The organism is Pantoea sp. Cr_R13, assembly GCF_029222565.1.
GTDB classification, from domain to species: Bacteria; Pseudomonadota; Gammaproteobacteria; order Enterobacterales; family Enterobacteriaceae; genus Pantoea; species Pantoea eucalypti.
The window spans coordinates 47,772-67,428 of sequence record NZ_JARHXL010000003.1 but is presented as its reverse complement, the minus strand read 5'-3'; the positions used below and the strand labels follow the sequence as shown (position 1 = coordinate 67,428).

The 19,657-nt window shown below is 54.8% G+C and carries 22 protein-coding genes; 14 read left to right on the top strand and 8 right to left on the bottom strand.

The window, feature by feature from the left end; translation table 11 throughout:
• Nucleotides 1-3 precede the first annotated feature (3 nt).
• From lptE to lipA, 12 genes are all read left to right on the top strand, one after another.
• Complete coding sequence (gene lptE / locus P2R09_RS01405; protein ID WP_275766414.1) at nucleotides 4-603, top strand: LPS assembly lipoprotein LptE; 600 nt, start codon at nucleotides 4-6, stop codon at nucleotides 601-603.
• A complete protein-coding gene (holA, locus tag P2R09_RS01400) occupies nucleotides 600-1,631 on the top strand; it encodes a DNA polymerase III subunit delta (protein WP_275766411.1) in 1,032 nt (343 codons plus the stop codon). Before lptE ends, holA begins: the two co-directional genes overlap by 4 nt.
• Nucleotides 1,624-2,268 carry a nicotinate-nucleotide adenylyltransferase gene (gene nadD, locus P2R09_RS01395; RefSeq protein ID WP_275766409.1) on the top strand — a complete coding sequence of 215 codons (645 nt, stop codon included), beginning with the start codon at nucleotides 1,624-1,626 and terminating at the stop codon, nucleotides 2,266-2,268. The genes holA and nadD overlap by 8 nt, the downstream gene beginning before the upstream one ends.
• Before the next feature lie 92 nt (nucleotides 2,269-2,360).
• A complete protein-coding gene (rsfS, locus tag P2R09_RS01390) occupies nucleotides 2,361-2,678 on the top strand; it encodes a ribosome silencing factor (protein WP_275766406.1) in 318 nt (105 codons plus the stop codon).
• A gap of 3 nt (nucleotides 2,679-2,681) precedes the next feature.
• Complete coding sequence (rlmH, locus tag P2R09_RS01385) at nucleotides 2,682-3,152, top strand: 23S rRNA (pseudouridine(1915)-N(3))-methyltransferase RlmH (protein ID WP_008103678.1); 471 nt, start codon at nucleotides 2,682-2,684, stop codon at nucleotides 3,150-3,152.
• Between the two features lie 34 nt (nucleotides 3,153-3,186).
• Nucleotides 3,187-5,091 carry a peptidoglycan DD-transpeptidase MrdA gene (gene mrdA, locus P2R09_RS01380; RefSeq protein WP_275766399.1) on the top strand — a complete coding sequence of 635 codons (1,905 nt, stop codon included), beginning with the start codon at nucleotides 3,187-3,189 and terminating at the stop codon, nucleotides 5,089-5,091.
• A gap of 8 nt (nucleotides 5,092-5,099) precedes the next feature.
• Entirely contained in the window at nucleotides 5,100-6,212 is a 1,113-nt protein-coding gene (mrdB, locus tag P2R09_RS01375; protein ID WP_033743010.1) for a peptidoglycan glycosyltransferase MrdB, read from the top strand.
• Between the two features lie 10 nt (nucleotides 6,213-6,222).
• Nucleotides 6,223-7,320: an endolytic peptidoglycan transglycosylase RlpA gene (gene rlpA, locus P2R09_RS01370; protein WP_275766396.1), complete on the top strand. Its 1,098-nt coding sequence runs from the start codon at nucleotides 6,223-6,225 to the stop codon at nucleotides 7,318-7,320.
• A gap of 131 nt (nucleotides 7,321-7,451) precedes the next feature.
• The gene (gene dacA, locus P2R09_RS01365; protein WP_003854029.1) at nucleotides 7,452-8,663 is read left to right on the top strand and encodes a D-alanyl-D-alanine carboxypeptidase DacA; all 1,212 of its coding nucleotides are present in this window, start codon (nucleotides 7,452-7,454) and stop codon (nucleotides 8,661-8,663) included.
• 100 nt (nucleotides 8,664-8,763) lie between these two features.
• A complete protein-coding gene (ybeD, locus tag P2R09_RS01360) occupies nucleotides 8,764-9,027 on the top strand; it encodes a DUF493 family protein YbeD (protein WP_003854030.1) in 264 nt (87 codons plus the stop codon).
• 80 nt (nucleotides 9,028-9,107) lie between these two features.
• Nucleotides 9,108-9,767, top strand: coding sequence for a lipoyl(octanoyl) transferase LipB (gene lipB, locus P2R09_RS01355; RefSeq protein WP_275766391.1), 660 nt, complete (start codon nucleotides 9,108-9,110; stop codon nucleotides 9,765-9,767).
• A 169-nt stretch (nucleotides 9,768-9,936) separates the two neighbouring features.
• On the top strand, nucleotides 9,937-10,902 hold the full coding sequence (gene lipA / locus P2R09_RS01350; protein ID WP_003854032.1) for a lipoyl synthase: 966 nt from the start codon (nucleotides 9,937-9,939) through the stop codon (nucleotides 10,900-10,902).
• A 123-nt stretch (nucleotides 10,903-11,025) separates the two neighbouring features.
• Here the strand turns inward: lipA and tatE are convergent, their stop codons facing one another.
• The 6 genes from tatE to P2R09_RS01320 form a co-directional block, all read right to left on the bottom strand.
• Complete coding sequence (tatE, locus tag P2R09_RS01345) at nucleotides 11,026-11,229, bottom strand: twin-arginine translocase subunit TatE (RefSeq protein WP_010671272.1); 204 nt, start codon at nucleotides 11,227-11,229, stop codon at nucleotides 11,026-11,028.
• A gap of 96 nt (nucleotides 11,230-11,325) precedes the next feature.
• Entirely contained in the window at nucleotides 11,326-12,096 is a 771-nt protein-coding gene (locus P2R09_RS01340) for an amino acid ABC transporter ATP-binding protein (RefSeq protein WP_275766386.1), read from the bottom strand.
• Entirely contained in the window at nucleotides 12,093-13,037 is a 945-nt protein-coding gene (locus P2R09_RS01335) for an amino acid ABC transporter permease (RefSeq protein WP_275766384.1), read from the bottom strand. The genes P2R09_RS01340 and P2R09_RS01335 overlap by 4 nt, the downstream gene beginning before the upstream one ends.
• Entirely contained in the window at nucleotides 13,034-13,921 is an 888-nt protein-coding gene (locus tag P2R09_RS01330) for an ABC transporter substrate-binding protein (RefSeq protein WP_275766381.1), read from the bottom strand. Before P2R09_RS01330 ends, P2R09_RS01335 begins: the two co-directional genes overlap by 4 nt.
• Before the next feature lie 22 nt (nucleotides 13,922-13,943).
• Nucleotides 13,944-14,732 (bottom strand): deaminated glutathione amidase, encoded by a 789-nt coding sequence (locus P2R09_RS01325; RefSeq protein ID WP_275767253.1) that lies wholly within the window; start codon nucleotides 14,730-14,732, stop codon nucleotides 13,944-13,946.
• Nucleotides 14,732-15,700 carry an ABC transporter substrate-binding protein gene (locus P2R09_RS01320; RefSeq protein ID WP_275766379.1) on the bottom strand — a complete coding sequence of 323 codons (969 nt, stop codon included), beginning with the start codon at nucleotides 15,698-15,700 and terminating at the stop codon, nucleotides 14,732-14,734. The genes P2R09_RS01325 and P2R09_RS01320 overlap by 1 nt, the downstream gene beginning before the upstream one ends.
• Nucleotides 15,701-15,818: 118 nt before the next feature.
• On the opposite strand from P2R09_RS01320, the gene P2R09_RS01315 reads away from it, so the two are divergent.
• Nucleotides 15,819-17,174 carry an aminotransferase class I/II-fold pyridoxal phosphate-dependent enzyme gene (locus P2R09_RS01315; RefSeq protein ID WP_275766376.1) on the top strand — a complete coding sequence of 452 codons (1,356 nt, stop codon included), beginning with the start codon at nucleotides 15,819-15,821 and terminating at the stop codon, nucleotides 17,172-17,174.
• Here P2R09_RS01315 and P2R09_RS01310 read toward each other — a convergent pair.
• Nucleotides 17,152-17,583, bottom strand: a complete 432-nt coding sequence (locus P2R09_RS01310; RefSeq protein ID WP_275766374.1) for a GNAT family N-acetyltransferase — start codon at nucleotides 17,581-17,583, stop codon at nucleotides 17,152-17,154. The two genes, P2R09_RS01315 and P2R09_RS01310, sit on opposite strands and share 23 nt — an antisense overlap.
• Before the next feature lie 228 nt (nucleotides 17,584-17,811).
• Nucleotides 17,812-18,021: a transcription antiterminator/RNA stability regulator CspE gene (cspE, locus tag P2R09_RS01305; RefSeq protein WP_006118399.1), complete on the bottom strand. Its 210-nt coding sequence runs from the start codon at nucleotides 18,019-18,021 to the stop codon at nucleotides 17,812-17,814.
• Nucleotides 18,022-19,318: 1,297 nt separating this feature from the next.
• On the opposite strand from cspE, the gene P2R09_RS01300 reads away from it, so the two are divergent.
• The gene (locus P2R09_RS01300; protein WP_003854040.1) at nucleotides 19,319-19,564 is read left to right on the top strand and encodes a hypothetical protein; all 246 of its coding nucleotides are present in this window, start codon (nucleotides 19,319-19,321) and stop codon (nucleotides 19,562-19,564) included.
• The last annotated feature ends 93 nt before the right edge of the window (nucleotides 19,565-19,657 follow it).

Below are 19,657 nucleotides of genomic sequence, written 5' to 3'. Positions count from 1 at the left end.
ACTGTGCGACATCCGATTATCAGGCTGTTTGTCATGCTGGCGGTGGTTGTCACCGCTGGCTGTGGTTTTCATCCGCGCGGCACCACGCAGGTGCCCAGCGAACTGAAAACCCTGATTGTTTCAACCGGCGATCCTTATGGACCGCTGGCGCGTACTGTGCGCCAGCAACTGCGCATCAACGATGTCACCATTGTTGAAGACACGAAACAGACCCGCACCGATATTCCAACCCTGCGTCTGGGTCCGGAACTGTCGGGCCGTAACACAGCGTCGGTCTTTATCAGCGGCACCTCTGCTGAGTATCAGCTGGTCATGACGCTTACGGCGCAGGTTCTGCTACCGGGCAAAGGTATCTATCCTATCAGCACCACGGTTTATCGTTCGTTCTTCGATAACCCGAATGCGGCGCTGGCGAAAGATGCCGAACAGGATCTGATTACGCAGGAGATGCGTCAGCGTGCTGCCGAACAGCTGGTTCGTAAACTGCTGACAGTGCATGCCGCACAGATCAACAACAAAGAGACCTTACCGGCGTCTGTCATTTCGGTGCCAGGTCAGGGTTCACAGGAAGCGCCCTCTTCCTCTGCTACCAGCCTGCAATGATCAGGATTTATCCTGAGCAACTCAGCGCGCAGCTCCGTGAGGGGCTGCGCGCCTGTTATTTGTTAGCCGGTAACGAACCGCTGCTGTTGCAGGAAAGCGCGGATGCCATCCGTGCCGCCGCAACCACACAGGGATTCGACGAACATTTTAGTTTTACGCTGGATGCCCAGACCGACTGGGAGAGTCTGTTCGTCAGCTGCCAGTCACTGAGTCTGTTTGCCCAGCGTCAGACGATGACACTGCAATTCCCCGAGAATGGCCCCAACGCCGCCATGGCCGAGCAGCTGGTTAAGTTCTCTCAGCTGCTGCACGCCGATATTCTGCTGATCTGCCGGATGCCAAAGCTGACCAAAGCGCAGGAAAACAGCGCCTGGTTTAAGGCACTGGCTGCCTCTGCGGTTGTAGTGCCCTGCCAGACACCTGAGCAGGCACAATTGCCACGCTGGGTGGTCAATCGCGCGAAAGCGCTGAAATTATCCGTGGATGACGCGGCAGTACAGCTGCTGTGTTACTGCTATGAAGGTAATCTGCTGGCGCTGGCGCAGGCTCTGGAGCGGCTCTCACTGCAGTGGCCGGACGGCAAGCTAACACTGCCCCGGGTCGAAGAAGCAGTCAGTGATGCCGCGCACTTCACGCCCTTCCACTGGGTAGATGCCCTGCTGGCGGGTAAAAGCCGTCGCGCCTTGCATATCCTGCACCAGCTGGAGAAAGAAGAGAGCGAAGTCGTGATTCTGCTGCGTACGCTGCAGCGCGATCTGCTGACGCTGTTGCATCTGCAACGCCATCAGGCGCAGCAACCACTGCGCACGCTGATGGATCAGCAGCGTATCTGGCAAAACCGCCGCGCGCTGTTCACCGACGCACTCCAGCGACTGGATGCGACGCGTCTGCAACGCGCCATCCATCTGCTGAGTCAGATTGAGATCGCCCTGAAGCAGGATTATGGTCAGTCAGTGTGGCCGCAGTTGCAAACCCTGACGCTGCTGCTCAGCAGTCGCGCTTTTCCGACGAGCTTTGCCCATGTCTGAGTTACACGCACTGTTTGGTGGCACCTTCGATCCGATCCATTTTGGCCATCTGCGCCCGGTGGAAGCGCTGGCACAACAGACTGGCTTGAAACGGGTGACGCTGCTGCCCAACAATGTGCCCCCGCACCGTCCGCAACCGGAAGCGAGCGCGACCCAACGGGTTGCTATGCTGCGCTGTGCTATCCGCGGCTTACCGCTGTTTGAGATAGATACCCGGGAGCTGGAACGTGACACACCTTCCTGGACCGTGACCACCCTGGAAGCCTGGCGCGCAGAACGCGGTGCTGAGCAGCCGCTGGCCTTTATCATTGGTCAGGATTCCCTGCTGAGCCTGTCCAAATGGCATCGCTGGCAGGATCTGCTGTCACTCTGCCATCTGCTGGTCTGCCAGCGTCCCGGCTATCCGACCCGGTTCGACTCGCCAGAGATGCAGGCGTGGCTTGAGCAACACGTCGCTCAGGATATCCGGCAGCTGCATCAGCAGCCCGCAGGGCATATCTGGCTGGCGGAAACCCCACTCTATGACATTTCGGCGACCGAAATTCGCCGCCGTCGCCATCAAAATCAGCCCTGCGATGACCTGTTACCCGCTGCGGTTATCGACTATATCGACCGCGAAGGCTTATATCGCGACTGATCCGGGCATGCTATACTGCGCCGCTTAATTTTTTGGCTGCACTCTCCGGGCTTACAGCCGGCTCATTACTACCAGATTCCAAGGGGAACCTTTTGCAAGGTAAAGCACTCCAAGAGTTCGTTATTGATAAGATTGATGATCTTAAAGGCCAGGACATTGTTACCATCGACGTTCAGGGCAAATCCAGCATCACCGATTACATGATCATCTGCACCGGCACCTCCACGCGTCATGTGACTTCGATCGCAGAACACGTTGAGCAGGAATCCCGTTTAGCTGGCCTGATGCCATTAGGCATTGAAGGTAAAAGCGCGGCAGACTGGGTCGTGGTTGATCTGGGCGATGTCATCGTGCATGTGATGCAGGAAGAGAGTCGCCAGCTGTATGAGCTGGAAAAACTCTGGGGCTAATCGGTGAAACTGCAACTTGTTGCCGTCGGCACCAAAATGCCTGACTGGGTGCAGACCGGTTTTATGGAATACCTGCGCCGCTTCCCGAAAGATATGCCGTTTGAGCTGATCGAAGTTACCGCAGGAAAGCGCGGTAAAAATGCTGATATCAAACGCATTCTTGAAAAAGAAGGTGAAGCGATGCTGGCGGCGGTCGGCAAAGGTAATCGCATCGTCACGCTGGATATTCCGGGCCAACCGTGGGAAACCCCGCAGCTGGCACAGCAGCTTGAACGCTGGAAGCTTGATGGTCGCGATGTCAGCCTGCTGATTGGCGGGCCCGAAGGCCTGGCCCCCGCCTGTAAAGCGGCGGCAGAACAGAGCTGGTCACTGTCAGCATTGACGTTGCCCCATCCGCTGGTGCGCGTGCTGGTAGCCGAAAGTCTGTATCGTGCCTGGAGTATAACGACAAATCATCCTTATCATCGTGAATGACCGATCAGCCCACATCAGACATGACAAGTAGCGGATGAAATTACAAAGCAACGCCTTTCGCGATTACAGCGCCGAACAGAAACTCTTTGTCCGTCGGGCGTTTATCGCCTTCGTCGGTATCTTACTGCTCTCGTCAATCCTGGTGGTTAACCTCTACCACCTGCAGATTCTTCGCTTTGATGATTACAGCACCCGCTCTAACCAGAACCGCATCAAACTGGTGCCTGTCGCGCCCAGTCGCGGCATAATTTACGATCGTACCGGCACCCCGCTGGCACTGAACCGCACCATCTATCAGGCAGAACTTGTCCCGGAAAAAGTCGATAACCTGCAACAGACACTGGAAAACTTACGTCCGGTTCTTGAGCTGACGGATGAAGACCTCGAGAATTTCCAGAAAGAGCGTAAACGCTCACGTCGTTTCACCTCTATCCCGGTTAAAACCGGTCTGAATGAAGTGCAGGTGGCGCGCTTTGCGGTTAATCAGTACCGTTTCCCCGGCGTGGAAGTGAAAGGTTATCAGCGCCGCTACTATCCTTACGGTGCCACGCTGACGCATGTCGTTGGCTACGTGTCAAAAATCAACGACCGTGACGTTGCCCGCCTCGATAAAGAGGGCATATGGCCGAACTATGCCGCAACACACGATATCGGTAAGCTGGGGATTGAAGCGTATTACGAGAGTTTGCTGCACGGCAAAACCGGCTTTGAAGAGGTTGAGGTCAACAACCGTGGCCGCGTTATTCGCCAGTTGCATGAGGAGTCACCTCAGGCTGGGCGTGATATCTATCTGACGATCGATCTCAAACTGCAGCAATATGTCGAGACTCTGCTGGCGGGAAGTCGCGCGGCAGTAGTGGTCAGCGACCCGCGCACCGGCGAAATTCTCGCCATGGTCTCCACGCCGAGCTACGATGCCAACTTATTTGTCGACGGTATTTCCAGTAAGGATTACCGTGGACTGCTGGAAGATGAAAACCGCCCGCTCTACAACCGCGCCATTCAGGCGGCTTATCCACCGGCTTCCACAGTCAAACCTTATGTCGCGGTTTCTGCCATGAGTGCGGGCGTGATCAACCGTAACACCAGTCTGTTTGATCCCGGCTGGTGGCAGCTTCCGGGTTCAGAAAAGCGTTTTCGTGACTGGAAAAAGTGGGGCCACGGCCGTCTGAACGTCACCAAAGCACTGGAAGAGTCTGCCGATACCTTCTTCTATCAGGTCGCCTACGACATGGGTATTGACCGCCTGTCGGAGTGGATGAACAAATTTGGTTATGGCAGCCGTACCGGCATCGATTTACCGCAGGAGAGCGCCGGTAATATGCCTACCCGCGACTGGAAAATGAAACGGTTTAAAAAGCCGTGGTATCAGGGTGATACCATTCCGGTGGGGATCGGTCAGGGTTACTGGACGGCAACCCCGCTGCAGATGAACAAAGCGATGATGATTTTAATCAATGACGGTGTCGTCAAGGTGCCGCATATGCTGCGTGCTACCCGCGAAGGTCGTACCCTGGTGCCCTATCGTCAGCCGCCTGAGGCCCCGATTGGTGATATCCATTCCGGCTTCTGGGAAATCGCCAAAGATGGCATGTACGGCGTGGCGAATCGCCCTAACGGTACCGCGCACAAGAGTTTTGCTGATGCGCCCTATAAAATCGCAGCCAAGTCCGGTACCGCACAGGTCTTCGGCCTGAAAGAGAACGAAACGTATAACGCCCATAGAATTGCTGAACGATTACGCGATCATAAATTAATGACCGCGTTTGCCCCTTATGACAAACCTCGGGTCGCTGTGACCATCATCCTGGAAAACGGTGGCGCCGGTCCGGCTGTCGGCACCGTCATGCGCCAGATTCTGGATCACATTATGTTGGGTGATAACAATACAGTTCTGCCGGACGCCGCCCCTGTGCCGCCCGGTTATGAAGGTGAATAAACATGTCGATGCAAGATAGTCCGCAGAAACGATCGATCTGGATGCGCATCCACATCGATCCGATGTTTATGCTGATCATTCTCGCGCTGCTGACCTACAGCGCCGTGGTGATCTGGAGTGCCAGCGGACAGGATCCTGGCATGATGGAGCGTAAACTCGGGCAGATCGCGATGGGTCTGGTGATCATGATTGTGCTGGCGCAGGTGCCGCCGCGCGTTTATGAAGGCTGGGCGCCCTATCTCTATATTGTCTGCGTCATCCTGCTGGTGGCAGTGGATGCTTTTGGACAGATCAGTAAAGGGGCCCAGCGCTGGCTCGATCTCGGCTTTGTGCGTTTCCAGCCTTCGGAGATTGCCAAGATCGCGGTGCCGCTAATGGTGGCGCGCTTTATCAACCGCGATGTCTGTCCGCCGACGCTGAAAAATACCGGTATCGCGCTGATTCTGATCTTCCTGCCTACTCTGCTGGTGGCCGCACAGCCCGATCTCGGCACCTCGATTCTGATTGCCGCCTCGGGCCTGTTTGTGCTTTTCCTTTCGGGAATGAGCTGGAAACTGATTAGCGTGGCGGTACTGCTGGTCGCCGCCTTTATCCCGATTCTGTGGTTCTTCCTGATGCACGACTATCAGCGCGACCGCGTCATGATGCTGCTCGATCCGGAAACGGACCCGCTGGGTGCCGGTTATCACATCATCCAGTCGAAAATCGCCATTGGCTCGGGCGGACTGCGCGGAAAAGGCTGGCTGCAGGGGACCCAGTCTCAGCTGGAGTTTTTGCCGGAACGTCATACTGACTTTATCTTCGCCGTTCTGGCCGAAGAGTTAGGGCTGGTCGGCGTACTGCTGCTGCTGGCCCTCTATCTGCTGCTGATCATGCGGGGACTGGTGGTAGCAGCCCGGGCGCAGACCACCTTTGGCCGTGTTATGGCGGGCGGTTTAATGCTGATTTTATTCGTTTATGTTTTCGTTAACATTGGCATGGTTAGTGGTATCTTACCGGTAGTTGGCGTGCCGCTGCCGCTGGTCAGTTATGGCGGCTCCGCGCTTATCGTGCTTATGGCGGGATTTGGCATTGTGATGTCGATCCACACTCACCGAAAAATGTTATCTAAAAGTGTCTAAGAGGCTGAAGATGCGTAAGGAATGGCTTGGCGTTGCACTGGCATCATTGGTTCTGGCGGCCTGTACCACGCCCGAACCCCAAAATACGGCGCCGCCGCAACCGGCTTACAACGGACCGGTGGTAGAGATTCCAGGCGTTGAGCCACGTTATGAGCCAATCAATCCGGGCACCAGCCAGGATTACAGCGTTAACGGCAAAAATTACCGCATTATCAAAGATCCGTCGAACTACAGCGAAGTCGGTCTGGCAACCTGGTACGGCGAAGAGGCACAGGGCAACCGCACCGCCACCGGTGAAACTTACGATCCCGATGCGCTGACTGCGGCTCACCCTACTCTGCCGCTGCCGAGCTATGTGCGCGTGACCAATATCGCGAATGGCCGTCAGATTGTGGTGCGCGTTAACGATCGCGGCCCTTACACGCCGGGACGCATTATCGACCTGTCGCGAGCTGCCGGTGATCGCCTGAATATCTCTAACAATTCGCGGGTACGCGTCGACTACATCAAGGTCGCACCCGACGGCACGCTCTCAGGTCCCGGCACCATCGGAACCGTGGTAGCCAAACAGAGCTACTCTCTGCCTGCCCGCCCGGATCTGAGTGGCGGCGCGGTGATGAACGGCGGCAGCGCAGCCCCTGCTGAACCGCCTGCGCAGAATGTTGAAGCCATCAGCAACAGCACGCTGCAGAGCAATGACAACATGGGCGCACCGGTGCAGAGCAGCGGCTTTCTTGGCGCTCCGCAGCCATTAGCGAACGGTGTACTGGAAGGTAACGAGCCGCCCGCTGCCGCGCCTGCCAGTTCCGCGCCAGCCGTCAGCAGTGCGGCTCCCTCAGTCGCCAGCGCTGCGCCAGCAGCCAGCAGTGGTTCCGCCGATGGCTATGTGGTGCAGGTCGGTGCGCTGAACGATCCGGCGCGTGCGCAGCAGATGATGAAAAGCCTGAGCCAGCGTTATGGTGTGCCCGGCAAGGTTGAAAACGCGGGCAACAATGTCTATCGCGTACAGCTTGGTGGTTATGCCTCCCGCGCCGAAGCGGCTGCGCTGCAACAGCGCCTGAGCAGTGAAGGCCAGGCCGCGTCATTTATTACGAACACACGTCGCTGAACCGTGGTTCAGAGCACTGCAGGTTACGTCTGCTAACAACCCAATCATCATGCCCGGTGCCAGAAAATCTGGCATTGGTTATGATGAGTGACATTTTTAACCTCAAACTCACGGATGTTGTAGTCCTACACATGAACACGCTGAAATCATCTCGTTTACTGAAACGCCTGACAGTGGGATCACTGATCGCTATCTCTCTCAGCCATGCTGCTATTGCTGATGACGTCAATCTCAAGACCATGATTCCGGGCGTGCCGGACATTGATGCCGAAGCGTATGTCCTCATCGACTACAACTCAGGCAAAGTGCTGGCAGAGAAAAACGCCGATGCACGCCGCGATCCTGCCAGTCTGACCAAGATGATGACCAGCTATGTCATTGGTCAGGCCGTGAAAGCGGGCAAAATTCATCAGGATGATCTGGTGACCGTCGGCCCGGATGCCTGGGCGACCGGCAACCCGGTGTTTAAAGGCTCTTCGCTGATGTTCCTGAAACCAGGCGATCGCGTGCCGGTTTCACAGCTGACCCGTGGCATTGTCCTGCAGTCTGGTAACGACGCCTGCGTTGCGATGGCTGACTATGTCGCTGGCAGTCAGGATGCCTTTGTTAACCTGATGAACAACTACGTCAAAGCGCTTGGCCTGCAGAATACCCACTTCGGGACCGTCCATGGCCTGGACGCGGAAGGTCAGTACAGCTCCGCGCGCGATATGGCGTTGATCGGCCAGGCGCTGATCCGCGACGTGCCGGAAGAGTATGCTGTTTATAAAGAGAAAGAGTTCACCTTCAACAATATCCGTCAGATGAACCGTAATGGTCTGCTGTGGGATACCAACCTGAACGTGGATGGGATCAAAACTGGTCATACTAACTCAGCCGGTTACAACCTGGTGGCGTCAGCGACCGAAGGCCAGATGCGCCTGATCTCCGCTGTGATGGGCGGTCATACCTATAAAGGCCGTGAAACTGAGAGCAAGAAACTGCTCACCTGGGGCTTCCGTTTCTTTGAAACTGTTGCGCCACTGAAAGCAGGCAAAGAGTTCGCTTCTGAGCCAGTCTGGTTCGGTGATAATGACCGTGTACAACTGGGCGTGGAAAAAGATGCTTACCTGACCATTCCACGTGGCCGTATGAAAGATCTGAAAGCCAGCTATGTGCTAACCAATACAGAACTGCACGCGCCACTGAAGAAAAACCAGGTTGTCGGCAGCATCAACTTCCAGCTGGATGGCAAAACTATCGAACAGCGTCCGCTGGTGGTGCTGAACGAAGTCTCTGAGGGTGGTTTCTTCGGCCGTATCGTTGATTACATCAAACTGATGTTCCATCACTGGTTCGGTTAAGCGTAAGGGGTGATTGAAAAATCACCCCTCTGCCCCCATTACAGGATATTATGATGCTCCCGCTCAGGCGGGAGCCTGTTTTTTATGCACCGGAGTTAATATGAAAACCAAACTGAATGAGCTGCTCGAATTTCCTACCCCTTTTACCTACAAAGTAATGGGTCTGGCGCAACCGGAGCTGGTTGATCAAGTGGTTGAAGTGGTGCAACGTCATGCGCCCGGCGACTACAGCCCTGAAGTTAAGCCGAGCAGCAAAGGCAACTATCACTCCGTAAACATCACTATCACCGCCACCCACATCGAGCAGGTTGAACGCCTGTATGAAGAGCTGGGCAACATCGAAATCGTGCGAATGGTCCTGTAATTTACGGGTCGGCAAGGCGCCTCTGCCTGACGGTTTGCCGACGTTATTCTTAACGTTATTTCCTTTAGCGGGCTATCGTTTTGTCAGTTGAAACCCTCTTTGTCCGTCAGTCCGGTCTGTGCGACTGGCAATCTGTCTCCGACGCCATGCATCACTACACCGACCAGCGCGATGACCAGAGTCGTGACGAGATCTGGCTGGTCGAGCATCCTCCGGTCTTTACGCAGGGTCAGGCGGGAAAAGCGGAGCATCTGCTGATGCCAGGCGATATTCCGGTGGTGCAGAGCGATCGTGGCGGTCAGGTGACCTATCACGGGCCGGGACAGCAGGTGATGTACGTCCTGATTGATGTGAAACGCCGTAAGCTCGGCGTGCGCCAGCTGGTGACCATTCTGGAAGAGACGGTGATCGCGACGCTGGTAGAGTTCGGCGTCAGCGCCCGCGCCCGCGCGGATGCCCCTGGCGTTTATGTCGGGGAAGAGAAAATCTGTTCACTGGGATTACGCATCCGCAAAGGCTGTTCATTTCACGGCCTGGCGCTGAATGTGGCCATGGATTTATCACCTTTCCTGCGCATCAATCCCTGTGGTTACGCCGGGATGAGCATGACCCAGTTGAAAAATTTCGAGCCAGAGGTGACAACGGAGCAGGTACGTTCTCCGCTGGTCAGCGCCTTTGCGCGGCTGTCAGGTTATGAAAATGTTGAATGGATATCAGGCGATCTCCCTGTTAAGCCTTAACGCAGAATGCGAATTTACAAATATGTAACGTATCCGTGCTGACTGTGGCTGCTTCGCAGGCGATGTAATGATATAATTTTTGCACTTTTTTCAAATAAAGTTGAAAGCCCCCTTCCCGGTTTGAGTGGGAACGCTTTCAAATCGCAATCCGACCGGAACCTGCTGATTTATGAGTAAACCAATTCAGATGGAACGCGGCGTCAAATATCGTGACGCAGACAAAATGGCGCTGATCCCGGTGAAAACCGTGGCTGTTGAACGGCAGGAGATGTTGCGTAAGCCGGAATGGATGAAAATCAAGCTGCCAGCTGACTCCAGTCGTATTCAGGGCATTAAAGCCGCGATGCGTAAAAACGGGCTGCACTCAGTCTGCGAAGAGGCCTCCTGCCCTAACCTTGCTGAATGCTTCAACCACGGTACTGCCACCTTTATGATCCTTGGTGCTATCTGTACCCGTCGTTGTCCGTTCTGCGATGTGGCACATGGCCGTCCTAATGCGCCTGATGCTAACGAACCGGCAAAACTGGCGCAGACGATTGCCGATATGGGCCTGCGCTACGTCGTGATAACCTCTGTTGACCGCGATGATTTGCGTGATGGCGGTGCACAACATTTTGCAGACTGTATCCGCGCGATTCGCGAAAAAAATCCCACGATTAAAATTGAAACACTGGTTCCGGACTTCCGTGGCCGCATGGACCGGGCGCTGGAGATTCTCACCGCGACGCCACCGGATGTGTTTAACCACAATCTGGAAAACGTACCACGCGTCTACCGCCAGGTGCGGCCGGGCGCTAACTACGAATGGTCACTGAAATTGCTGGAGCGGTTCAAAGAAGCGCATCCGGATATCCCGACCAAATCGGGTCTGATGGTTGGCCTGGGTGAGACCAACGCCGAAATCGTGGAAGTGATGCGCGATCTGCGTCGCCACGGTGTCACCATGCTGACTCTGGGCCAGTATCTGCAGCCGAGCCGTCACCACCTGCCGGTTCAGCGCTACGTCAGCCCGGCTGAATTTGATGAGATGAAAGAAGAAGCGATGGCGATGGGCTTCACCCATGCCGCATGCGGTCCGTTTGTCCGCTCTTCCTATCATGCGGATATGCAGGCCAAAGGCGAAGAAGTGAAATAAGCCGGCCTCCGCTATCAGAAGCCTGAAAAAACAAAAAACCAGACTGGAAACAGCCTGGTTTTTTTATGCGTGCCTGACGTTGCCTGAAATAAAAAGTAACAGTTATTTTCAGCAAATAACCGATTAATCTTTATGAACGACGCGTTCTGCCGGTACGTCTTCAGCGGCTGTTCGGGTTGCGCTGGTATCTTCGTCTTTCATGGCTTTTTTGAAGCCCTTAATCGCGGAGCCCAGATCGCCGCCCAGTGAGCGCAACTTGTTGGTACCAAAAAGCAGTACGATAAGCGCACCGATAATCAGCAGCTTGGCAATACTGATACCTTCCATATTTAACCTTTCAACTTATTCAAATCACGGTGACTGTTATTTACGCGCAGTTTGCCTGCGGCGACAACTGGAATCTGTAACAGAGTGAGTAAGAACTCATATAAAGCGACTGAGAAAAGCCTGGGTGCGTGGATGCTGTGGATTCGCGATCACCTCTTCCGGCGTGCCCTGCTCCACCACCACTCCCCCATCCATAAAGACGACGCGATCGGCGGCTTCCCGCGCAAAACTGATTTCATGGGTCACTACGATCATCGTTAATCCCTGATCAGCCAGGGTACGCATGGTCGCCAGTACCTCGCCCACCAGTTCCGGATCGAGTGCAGAAGTCGGTTCATCAAACAGCATCAATTGCGGTTTGATCGCCAGCGCACGCGCAATCGCCACACGCTGCTGCTGTCCGCCCGACAAATGACGCGGCCAGGCGTCCGCTTTATCACTTAATCCTACCGTCGCCAGCAGCGCTCGGGCATGGGCCATTGCCTCCTGACGCGGAAATTTATGCACGCCGATAGGCGCCTCAATGATGTTCTGCAGCACCGTCATATGCGGATAAAGATTGAACTGCTGAAACACCATACCGATTTTCTGACGTTGACGGGCAATCTGGCGGGACGAAAGTCGGTGCAGCACATGTCCTTTGAGCACATAACCAATCTGCTCATCGCCGACCCGAATCGAACCGGCATTCATCTCTTCAAGGTGATTAATACAGCGCAGAAATGTGGATTTACCAGAACCGGATGGCCCGAGAATCACGACCACTTCACCAGGGAAGACATCCAGATCTATCCCTTTCAGAACCTGATTGTCGCCATAATTCTTCTGCACGTTTCGGGCGCAGACCAGGGGTTCACTCTGACTCATCGCTCCTCCTGCTGAGGTTGCGCGTTACCTTCTGCGGCAGCGCGTCTGGGGACGCTGGCCACCCGGCGGGTGCCGCGCGCGTAATAGCGCTCAATGGCGGACTGGCCCATATTGAGAATCGAGGTGATCAGCAGATACCAGATCACCGCCACCATGAGCATTGGGATGATCTCAAAGGTACGGTTGTAGATCGCCTGTACCGAGTAAAGCAGATCGCCCATCGCGATCACGCTGACCAGCGATGTCGCCTTGATCATACTGATCAACTGGTTGCCGGTTGGCGGAATAATAGAACGCATCGCCTGCGGAATAATAATGCGTCTCAGCGCCCGCCACCGGCTCATGCCAAAAGCTTGTGTGGTCTCCACCTGACCGTTATCCACCGATAACAGACCGGCGCGAATAATTTCCGCCATGTAAGCGGCTTCATTCAGTGCCAGCCCAGCTATAGCCGCCGTCAGCGGAGTAATCAGATCGTTGGTGTTCCAGCTGGCCAGCGTGACGTCGGTCCACGGCAGCGTCAGCGACAGTGCGGGAAACAGCGTGGAGAGGTTGTACCAGAAGATCAGCTGCACCAGCAGTGGCGTCCCCCGGAAAAACCAGATATAGAGTCCGGCAACGCCGCGCAGCAGCCGGTTCTCAGAGAGCCGCCACACGCCCAGCAGCAGACCCAGCAGCGTGCCCAGTATCATCGACACGACCGTCAGCCCCAGAGTAACCTGCAACCCTTTCAGCACGGACTCTTCGGTAAACCACTTCAGCACCACCTGCCATTCAAAATTAGGGTTGGTCGCCACCAGCCACAACAAATTCGAGCCGATTACCAGCACCACAATCCAGCTGATCCAGCGTCCGTAAGTGGGCGCGCTGCGGGCGAATGCCACGTCACGTAGCTCCGCCTCGCCACTCTCATCGCGGTGCAGATGGCGAGGCCGGCTCATTTGCTGGCCTCTTTCGCCAGATTCAGTCCGGGTGCTTTAGTCATATTGCCTTCAAGCTGCCACTTTTTCATGATCGCCGCATAAGTGCCGTTCTGATACAACGCTTTATAGGCATCCAGTACTACCTGACCCAGCGGCGAGCCTTTTGGCACCACAGTCCCCTGGAAGATATCGCCAAAACCGTTTTTCTGCCCTTTACCCGCCAGCTCAAGTTGCCCTTTCGCCTGATTAACAAAGTAAGTCAGCGGAGCCTGAGAGGAGAAAAATGCATCGGAACGTTTAGAACGCACCGCCAGAATAGACGACGGCTGATCGGTGAAGGCCTGCACCGTCACTGCCGGTTTTCCGTCGGCCACACACTGCGCTGACTGCTTACGGATGACCTGTTCTGCAGATCCCGCGGCCATCACGGCAATACGCTTGCCGCAGGTGTCGTCCAGCTGATTGATTTTCGCCGGATTACCCTTCTGCACGCCGAACACCACGAACTCCTGCACAAAATCGATGAAGTCCACTTTCTGCTGGCGGTCCGGGTAATCCCCAATCGGACCAATCGCCAGCTGGTAACGGCCAGCATTAATGCCGGTGAGTACGCCCGACAGACCACTCACCGTCGCATGTTCGATCTTCACACCCAGCAGTTGCGCCAGCGCGGTGGTTAACTCGGTAGAAGCCCCCTCCATTGAGTGCGGACCATTAACGATTTCATACGGCGGAAATGAACCGTTGTTTACTGAAATCATTTTGCCCGCTTTTTTGATCTCATCCGGCAGCCGATCATGCAGAGCCTGGTCAACTTTTTGCACCGGAATAGCGTCGGCAGCCTGCGCCAGGGATGCAGTCAGCCCCAGCGCCACGATTAAGGCGGTTGCTCTCTTCGTCATAATGGATTCCTGGTTCAGCGGATCAGTTGAGTTCGGGACGGGCGAAGCGTCGGTTCTCCAGTACCGGCAATACCTGGCGGGCATAGGCGACGCGATCAGGATCGAGATCGGCAAACAACAGTGCTGGCGACTCCGCCGCATTCGCCACCGCGACGCCCAGCGGATCGACCACCAGACTGTTACCGATATTGCGTGGGCCACACTCACCCACCGCCACCATGTAGCAGGTGTTCTCCAGCGCACGGGCCCGGGTCAGCAGTTCCCAGTGCATCTCTTTCAGCGGCCCTTTAACCCAGGCAGCGGGCAGCACCAGCACCTCTGCACCATCCAGCACCAGCCGACGCGCCAGTTCCGGGAAGCGGACGTCATAACAGGTCATTAATCCCACTTTCATACCCGCAATTTCAATCAGTGGCGGAATGACGTGGCCCGGATTAACCCGCTGCGACTCCTGCATGGCGAATGCATCGTAGAGGTGCAACTTTTCATAGGCGGCGATAATTTCACCGTTGCGAATCGCCACCAGCACGTTGAGCGCTTTTTGCTGCTCGGTGGGAACGTGAACGCTCATCATGGTGGTCAGCGCAGTGTCTTTACTGGCGGTCAGTAGCTGGCTCAGAAATGGGCCATCCAGCGGCTGCGCTGCCTTCAGCACTAAATCGGGATCGGCTATATCGCGCGCCAGCACACCCTCCGGCAGGACCAGCAGGTCAGCCCCCCCTTCTGACGCCCGCTGCATTAAGTCCAGACAAATGCTGGCGTTGTCCTGCCATTCGCGACTCACCGCAAATTGTCCCAGTGCCACTTTCATCATTTCTCTTCTCCCGCAGCAGCCGGAAACATCGCTTCCGGCGTCAGTAATTTGTGTGTCAGCCCCTGCTGATAGAGTTCGCGGCCAAAGTCCATAATCATCTTTTTGTTAGCGCTAAAACCATTCTGATTCCAGTTCGCGGGTAATTCCTGCGCGGTGCGTCGCAAATCGTCCAGCAGCCACGGTGTGGTGTCGGCATACTTCTCTCTTTTCTGCATCCACAGCTGGTAAGAGCGATCGATGACGTCACTCAACGCCGCAGGCAGCCAGGGATGCTCCATCGCCAGCGCCGGTTTAAGCGCCAGAATGTGAATGCCTGGCACATAACCGACGCGGTTAAAATAGTCCCGCTCCGCCTGATAAAAATCGGCCTGCAGCTGCCGCAAGCCCGAATCAGGCAGGAAAAAACCCTCTGGCATAAACGGTGTGAAGATGGCATCCAGCTCACCCGCGTGAAGCATTTCAATCAGCGGTCGCTCACCGGGAGCGGGTTCAATGCGGCCCGGCCGGCCAAATCCCGCCAGCCGATCGGCTATCGGATGATCGGCGTTAAGACGCCCGGCATACCAGAAGACATCATCAATTTCGACGCCCGCTTCACGCAGCACCGTGCGTGTCCAGGTATTGCCCGAATCCTGCCAGCCGGTGACACCGATTCTTTTGCCTTTCAGCTGTGCTGGCGTGGTGATGGGGCTGCTGGCGGTCGTAATGATGCAGCGCTGGCGAAAGCCGCGCATCAGGAAGTGTGGCAGGCCGAGCAGGGTTTCGTCGCCTCTGGCACGACTTTGTGCGTAACGGCTGAAGGAGACTTCGCCCGCATCGTAATCGGGGCTGGTGGCCAGGTCATTCACCAGCGTGCCAACGCGGTCGATCTGTAACTCAAAGCCTTCTGGTCTGATATCACCCAGCGCCAGTGGGGTGAAGTAGTCCCAGTCACGAACCGCCAGTCTGATGAGTAGCCTTGCCATGATCTCTCCATTTACGCTGCGCCGTCAGGACGGTCATAAATTGTGCTTGAATTTGATACTAGATCCGGAATACTTATCTGAACAATCATAATTTTGTTACTGAACAAAGTATTTTCTTATGACAGAGAGCGTCGACATCAACTGGTTTTGCAGCCAGATAACATCACCTTCGGTGAAAGGTATCGCGCAGGTTGCCTCTGCGCTGATTCGTGACGGACAGATTGCGACAGGTATGCAGATGCCTGCAGTGCGGGATATTGCGGAGCAGCTGGGCATCAGTCCGGCAACCGTTTCTGCTGCCTGGGCGCAACTCAGAAAGCAGAAAGTGCTGGCGGGCAAAGGTCGCAGTGGTGTCTGGGTGAGTGGGAATACGGTCATGCCACGTCCGATTCGCTTTGAGAAGATAGGAAACTACGGTGAAAACATTCGGGCTGACCTGACTCTGGCGTCGCCAGACCCCGCACTGCTGCCTGATCTGCAGCGTGCGCTGCAGGCGGCTCTGCACTCACCGCAGCTTAACAGCTATGTCCGTGAAGCGATTTCAGCGCCACTGCTTGAGGCGATCAAGCCGCGCTGGCCCTATCCGGCAGAATCGTTTCTGGCAACAGATGGCGGTTTTGATGCGATGAACCTGCTGGTGCAAACCCTTATCTCGCCGGGTGATCGGGTGATTATTGAAGATCCGACCGCGACGCGATTGCTTGATATGCTGGATAACGTCGGGGCAGAGATTCTGCCGCTGGCGTGTGACGAGCAGGGTCCGCTGCCAGAGGTCTTGTCGGCTCTGCTGGAACAGGCACCGGTAATGCTGATCTATCAGCCCCGCACCCACTCGGCGACAGGAAACAACATCAGCCCGACGCGACGTCAGGCGCTGGCGCAGGTTCTGCAACAGACCAACACACTGATCGTTGAAGATGATGGTATTGGCGATCTCTCCGCAGAGCCGTGCTGGAGTATGGGGTCGACCTTTCCTGAGCGAACGCTGCACATCCGTTCGTTTTCCAAAGCCTATGGTCCGGATCTCCGGCTGGCAGTGCTCTCTGCGACTTCGGAGATGGTCAAACGCATTCAGTCATGGCGAAACTTTGGTGTCAGCTGGACCAGCCGCATTCTGCAGGATGCGGTCGCATGGTTACTGGAAGATGAGGAGACGCAACAGCAGATTGAGACTGCGCGTGTAATCTACCGGCAAAGGCGCGAAGCGATGCTGGCATCGCTGGCGCGGCACGGCCTTTCTCTGCCGCTTCGCGATGGGTTGAGCCTTTATATTCCGGTAGCATCCGAGCAGTTTGCCATGATCACGCTGGCAGCCCGCGGCATTGCGGTCGTGCCAGGCGAGCGCTGCAGACTTGGCCCTGCACAGTTTATCCGCGTCAGTATCGCCAGCCTCAGGGATGAACAGCGGGAGATGATTGCCGAGGCACTGGTCATCGCCTCAGGACGGGAATTTAACCCGCTTGCAGATTTTTAATGAGATAGCAGGGTGATTCAGCATAACCCTCGCGCGCGTAAAACTGATTCGCCTTGAGCCGTGACTGATGGCAATGGACTTCCATACGATCGCAGCCACGGCGGGCAGCCAGCGTTTCGGCATATTGGAGCAGCTGCTGGCCGACGCCTTTGCTGCGCTCACCTTCCGCAATACAGAAGTAACTGATGCGGGCGAAGTCACCGGCCAGGGCCAGCTGAGGAATAAAGTGAAGTGAAAGGAAACCCAGAACCTGACTGCCCAGTTCAGCCACTAACAGCGCTTCGCTGGGATCGCTGCATAACTGCGCCAGACGCTGCTCAATGAAACGTTCAGTGCCGCCATAGCCTAACTCACTCAGCAAGGCACTCAACGCAAAACTGTCTCTCAACTCCGCATGCCGTATGTTCATCCTGTCTCCTCACTCATCGGGTTCTGTAGCACTGTTATATAGCGTCGCAGGCTAAAAAGCTGCACAGCTGGTTGTTATAAATATGTTACGAGGATTTATTGTGAACCGCCGCGCAGTTTGTGCGCCCCTGGGGACAATTCAGAAGGTTACGATGTGAGGCATGAAGCGCAGATTACAGCCATAAAAAAACCCGCCATAAGGCGGGTTTTTAGAATTCTGACTGTTAACTTACAGACTGATAACGTTAGCAGCAGATGGGCCTTTAGCGCCGTCGGTGATTTCAAACTCTACGCGCTGACCTTCAGCCAGAGTTTTGAAGCCGTTGCTCTGGATTGCAGAGAAATGTACGAATACATCTTTGCTGCCATCTTCAGGAGTAATGAAACCGAATCCTTTAGATTCATTAAACCACTTAACGTTACCTTTGATCTTAGACATCTATATTACCTTTACATGAAAAATGGACACTAAACTGTGTCGGGGTCTAGTACAGCAATTGCTGAGGGATTTGTCCAGCATGATTTGATGAAAAAGTGATAAATATCGACTTTCCGTACATGCATCACACTTTCCTGCTTTTCGACTTGCGAAACACTCATCAGCAGGGATCAGACGTATGGCCTGTGCCTTCCGCTAACCTGCTGGAAAGGCGAACCTTTTTGATCTTTAACACCGTGACGTTTTGAGGTTAAAAAGGAAAATCTTATTAAGACGTATTCCTGTTATTACTGATAACTACCGTCTCAAAAGCGTTATTTTTTATCGTCATGCGGGTAGTAAACCTCAGCATAGAATCCGATTTCCCTGCTTCCGGAGGCCGCCGTAACGCGTCTGGTTATTTAATGTGCAGTTGATCGCAAATTCCTCTCCGCCGAAACGACTTTTTCTCAGACGACACTGAGACTGCTATGCCATTGCCCCCCAGTGAGAGCAGGCCATCTGCTGATATTTTCGCCAAAAGCAGGCAAACCTTGAGAAAGATCAATGAAGTGCTTTTTAGTGTCCGGATTCGCATCTGGCAACAAACAATTAACGTTATGAGCAACTACTTTTCTTATCGCGAGCCGGAATAATATTACCCGGCAATAGATTACGTCCGCTTAACCGGTAAGGGGATAGCTTCCTTCCGGGTAAATGAAAAGGAGAGTGAGGCACAGGATGGTGATGAAGATACGCTGCAGTCAGTGCGGAAGCACCCGATTCGTTTTTACGGAATATCACGAGGAAGAGCACAACGTTCATGGTGCCCGCTGTGCGAACTGTAAAAAATGCCTGGATTCCCAGGATTTGCTGCCCACGACGCCGATGGATCCCATTACACAGTGTCTGCTGGCCAGCCAGAAAACAGTTCGGGCACCTGATTAGGTGCCCGTTGTCGCTGAAGCTTAAACAGAAATCAGAAAATCAGTTTGAACACCCCTGTCAGGGTCAGCAGGCCGACGATAAAGATAATCGCGATAATCCACAGAATAATTTTCATTTCCTTTTCCCTCACTGATTAGACACGTTTCCTGTAGGCAGTATAGACAGGAATATTTATCGCGCCGCTTCACTCAGGCTTCAATTGGTCAAAAGTTCACCAATTCTGCTCTTTATTTGCTTTCTGGGATAGCGATCGCAACACCAGTTTTTACCGGCACTCTTTTTTCGTTTTAAAGAATACTCCTGGCTAAAATTTATGCGGCAAGGCAGGCCTCAATAGTGATGAGACTGAAATGAGTCGCGAGGAGATCTTATGAGTACGATTAATACCAGCATGGGCCGCTACAGCCTCAAGGCCAAAAACAGCGGTAACCATATCAGAGGTTCTTTCGCCATCAACGATGAAGGCGGCACGCAGCTCTCTATGCAGGAGTTTGACGAGCACTATCTTGATGATGTGGTGAATAACGTGATCTACCCGGTCACTGGCGGCAACCGTGAAATTGCACGTGCGCTGCGGGAAGAGATGGTGAAAGCCGGTTTTGAACCGCCTCACTAATGCGTCAGAATTAAGTGACAGCCTGGGCCGCACTTGCGGCCCTTTTTAGTTTTAACGGCGTGCACCCGGTCAGAACGGAGAGCCGCTGACAGA

Excerpts from the sequence above, each read along its gene's own strand:
- tatE (WP_010671272.1), bottom strand. The coding sequence starts at position 11,229 with ATGGAAGGTATCAGTATTGCCAAGCTGCTGATTATCGGTGCGCTTATC.
- P2R09_RS01340 (WP_275766386.1), bottom strand. The coding sequence starts at position 12,096 with ATGAGTCAGAGTGAACCCCTGGTCTGCGCCCGAAACGTGCAGAAGAAT.
- ybeD (WP_003854030.1), top strand. The coding sequence starts at position 8,764 with ATGAAAACCAAACTGAATGAGCTGCTCGAATTTCCTACCCCTTTTACC.
- rlpA (WP_275766396.1), top strand. The coding sequence starts at position 6,223 with ATGCGTAAGGAATGGCTTGGCGTTGCACTGGCATCATTGGTTCTGGCG.
- P2R09_RS01320 (WP_275766379.1), bottom strand. The coding sequence starts at position 15,700 with ATGGCAAGGCTACTCATCAGACTGGCGGTTCGTGACTGGGACTACTTC.
- P2R09_RS01335 (WP_275766384.1), bottom strand. The coding sequence starts at position 13,037 with ATGAGCCGGCCTCGCCATCTGCACCGCGATGAGAGTGGCGAGGCGGAG.
- holA (WP_275766411.1), top strand. The coding sequence starts at position 600 with ATGATCAGGATTTATCCTGAGCAACTCAGCGCGCAGCTCCGTGAGGGG.
- cspE (WP_006118399.1), bottom strand. The coding sequence starts at position 18,021 with ATGTCTAAGATCAAAGGTAACGTTAAGTGGTTTAATGAATCTAAAGGA.
- P2R09_RS01315 (WP_275766376.1), top strand. The coding sequence starts at position 15,819 with ATGACAGAGAGCGTCGACATCAACTGGTTTTGCAGCCAGATAACATCA.
- mrdA (WP_275766399.1), top strand. The coding sequence starts at position 3,187 with ATGAAATTACAAAGCAACGCCTTTCGCGATTACAGCGCCGAACAGAAA.
- P2R09_RS01300 (WP_003854040.1), top strand. The coding sequence starts at position 19,319 with ATGAGTACGATTAATACCAGCATGGGCCGCTACAGCCTCAAGGCCAAA.
- lipA (WP_003854032.1), top strand. The coding sequence starts at position 9,937 with ATGAGTAAACCAATTCAGATGGAACGCGGCGTCAAATATCGTGACGCA.
- P2R09_RS01325 (WP_275767253.1), bottom strand. The coding sequence starts at position 14,732 with ATGAAAGTGGCACTGGGACAATTTGCGGTGAGTCGCGAATGGCAGGAC.
- mrdB (WP_033743010.1), top strand. The coding sequence starts at position 5,100 with ATGCAAGATAGTCCGCAGAAACGATCGATCTGGATGCGCATCCACATC.
- P2R09_RS01330 (WP_275766381.1), bottom strand. The coding sequence starts at position 13,921 with ATGACGAAGAGAGCAACCGCCTTAATCGTGGCGCTGGGGCTGACTGCA.
- dacA (WP_003854029.1), top strand. The coding sequence starts at position 7,452 with ATGAACACGCTGAAATCATCTCGTTTACTGAAACGCCTGACAGTGGGA.
- P2R09_RS01310 (WP_275766374.1), bottom strand. The coding sequence starts at position 17,583 with ATGAACATACGGCATGCGGAGTTGAGAGACAGTTTTGCGTTGAGTGCC.
- nadD (WP_275766409.1), top strand. The coding sequence starts at position 1,624 with ATGTCTGAGTTACACGCACTGTTTGGTGGCACCTTCGATCCGATCCAT.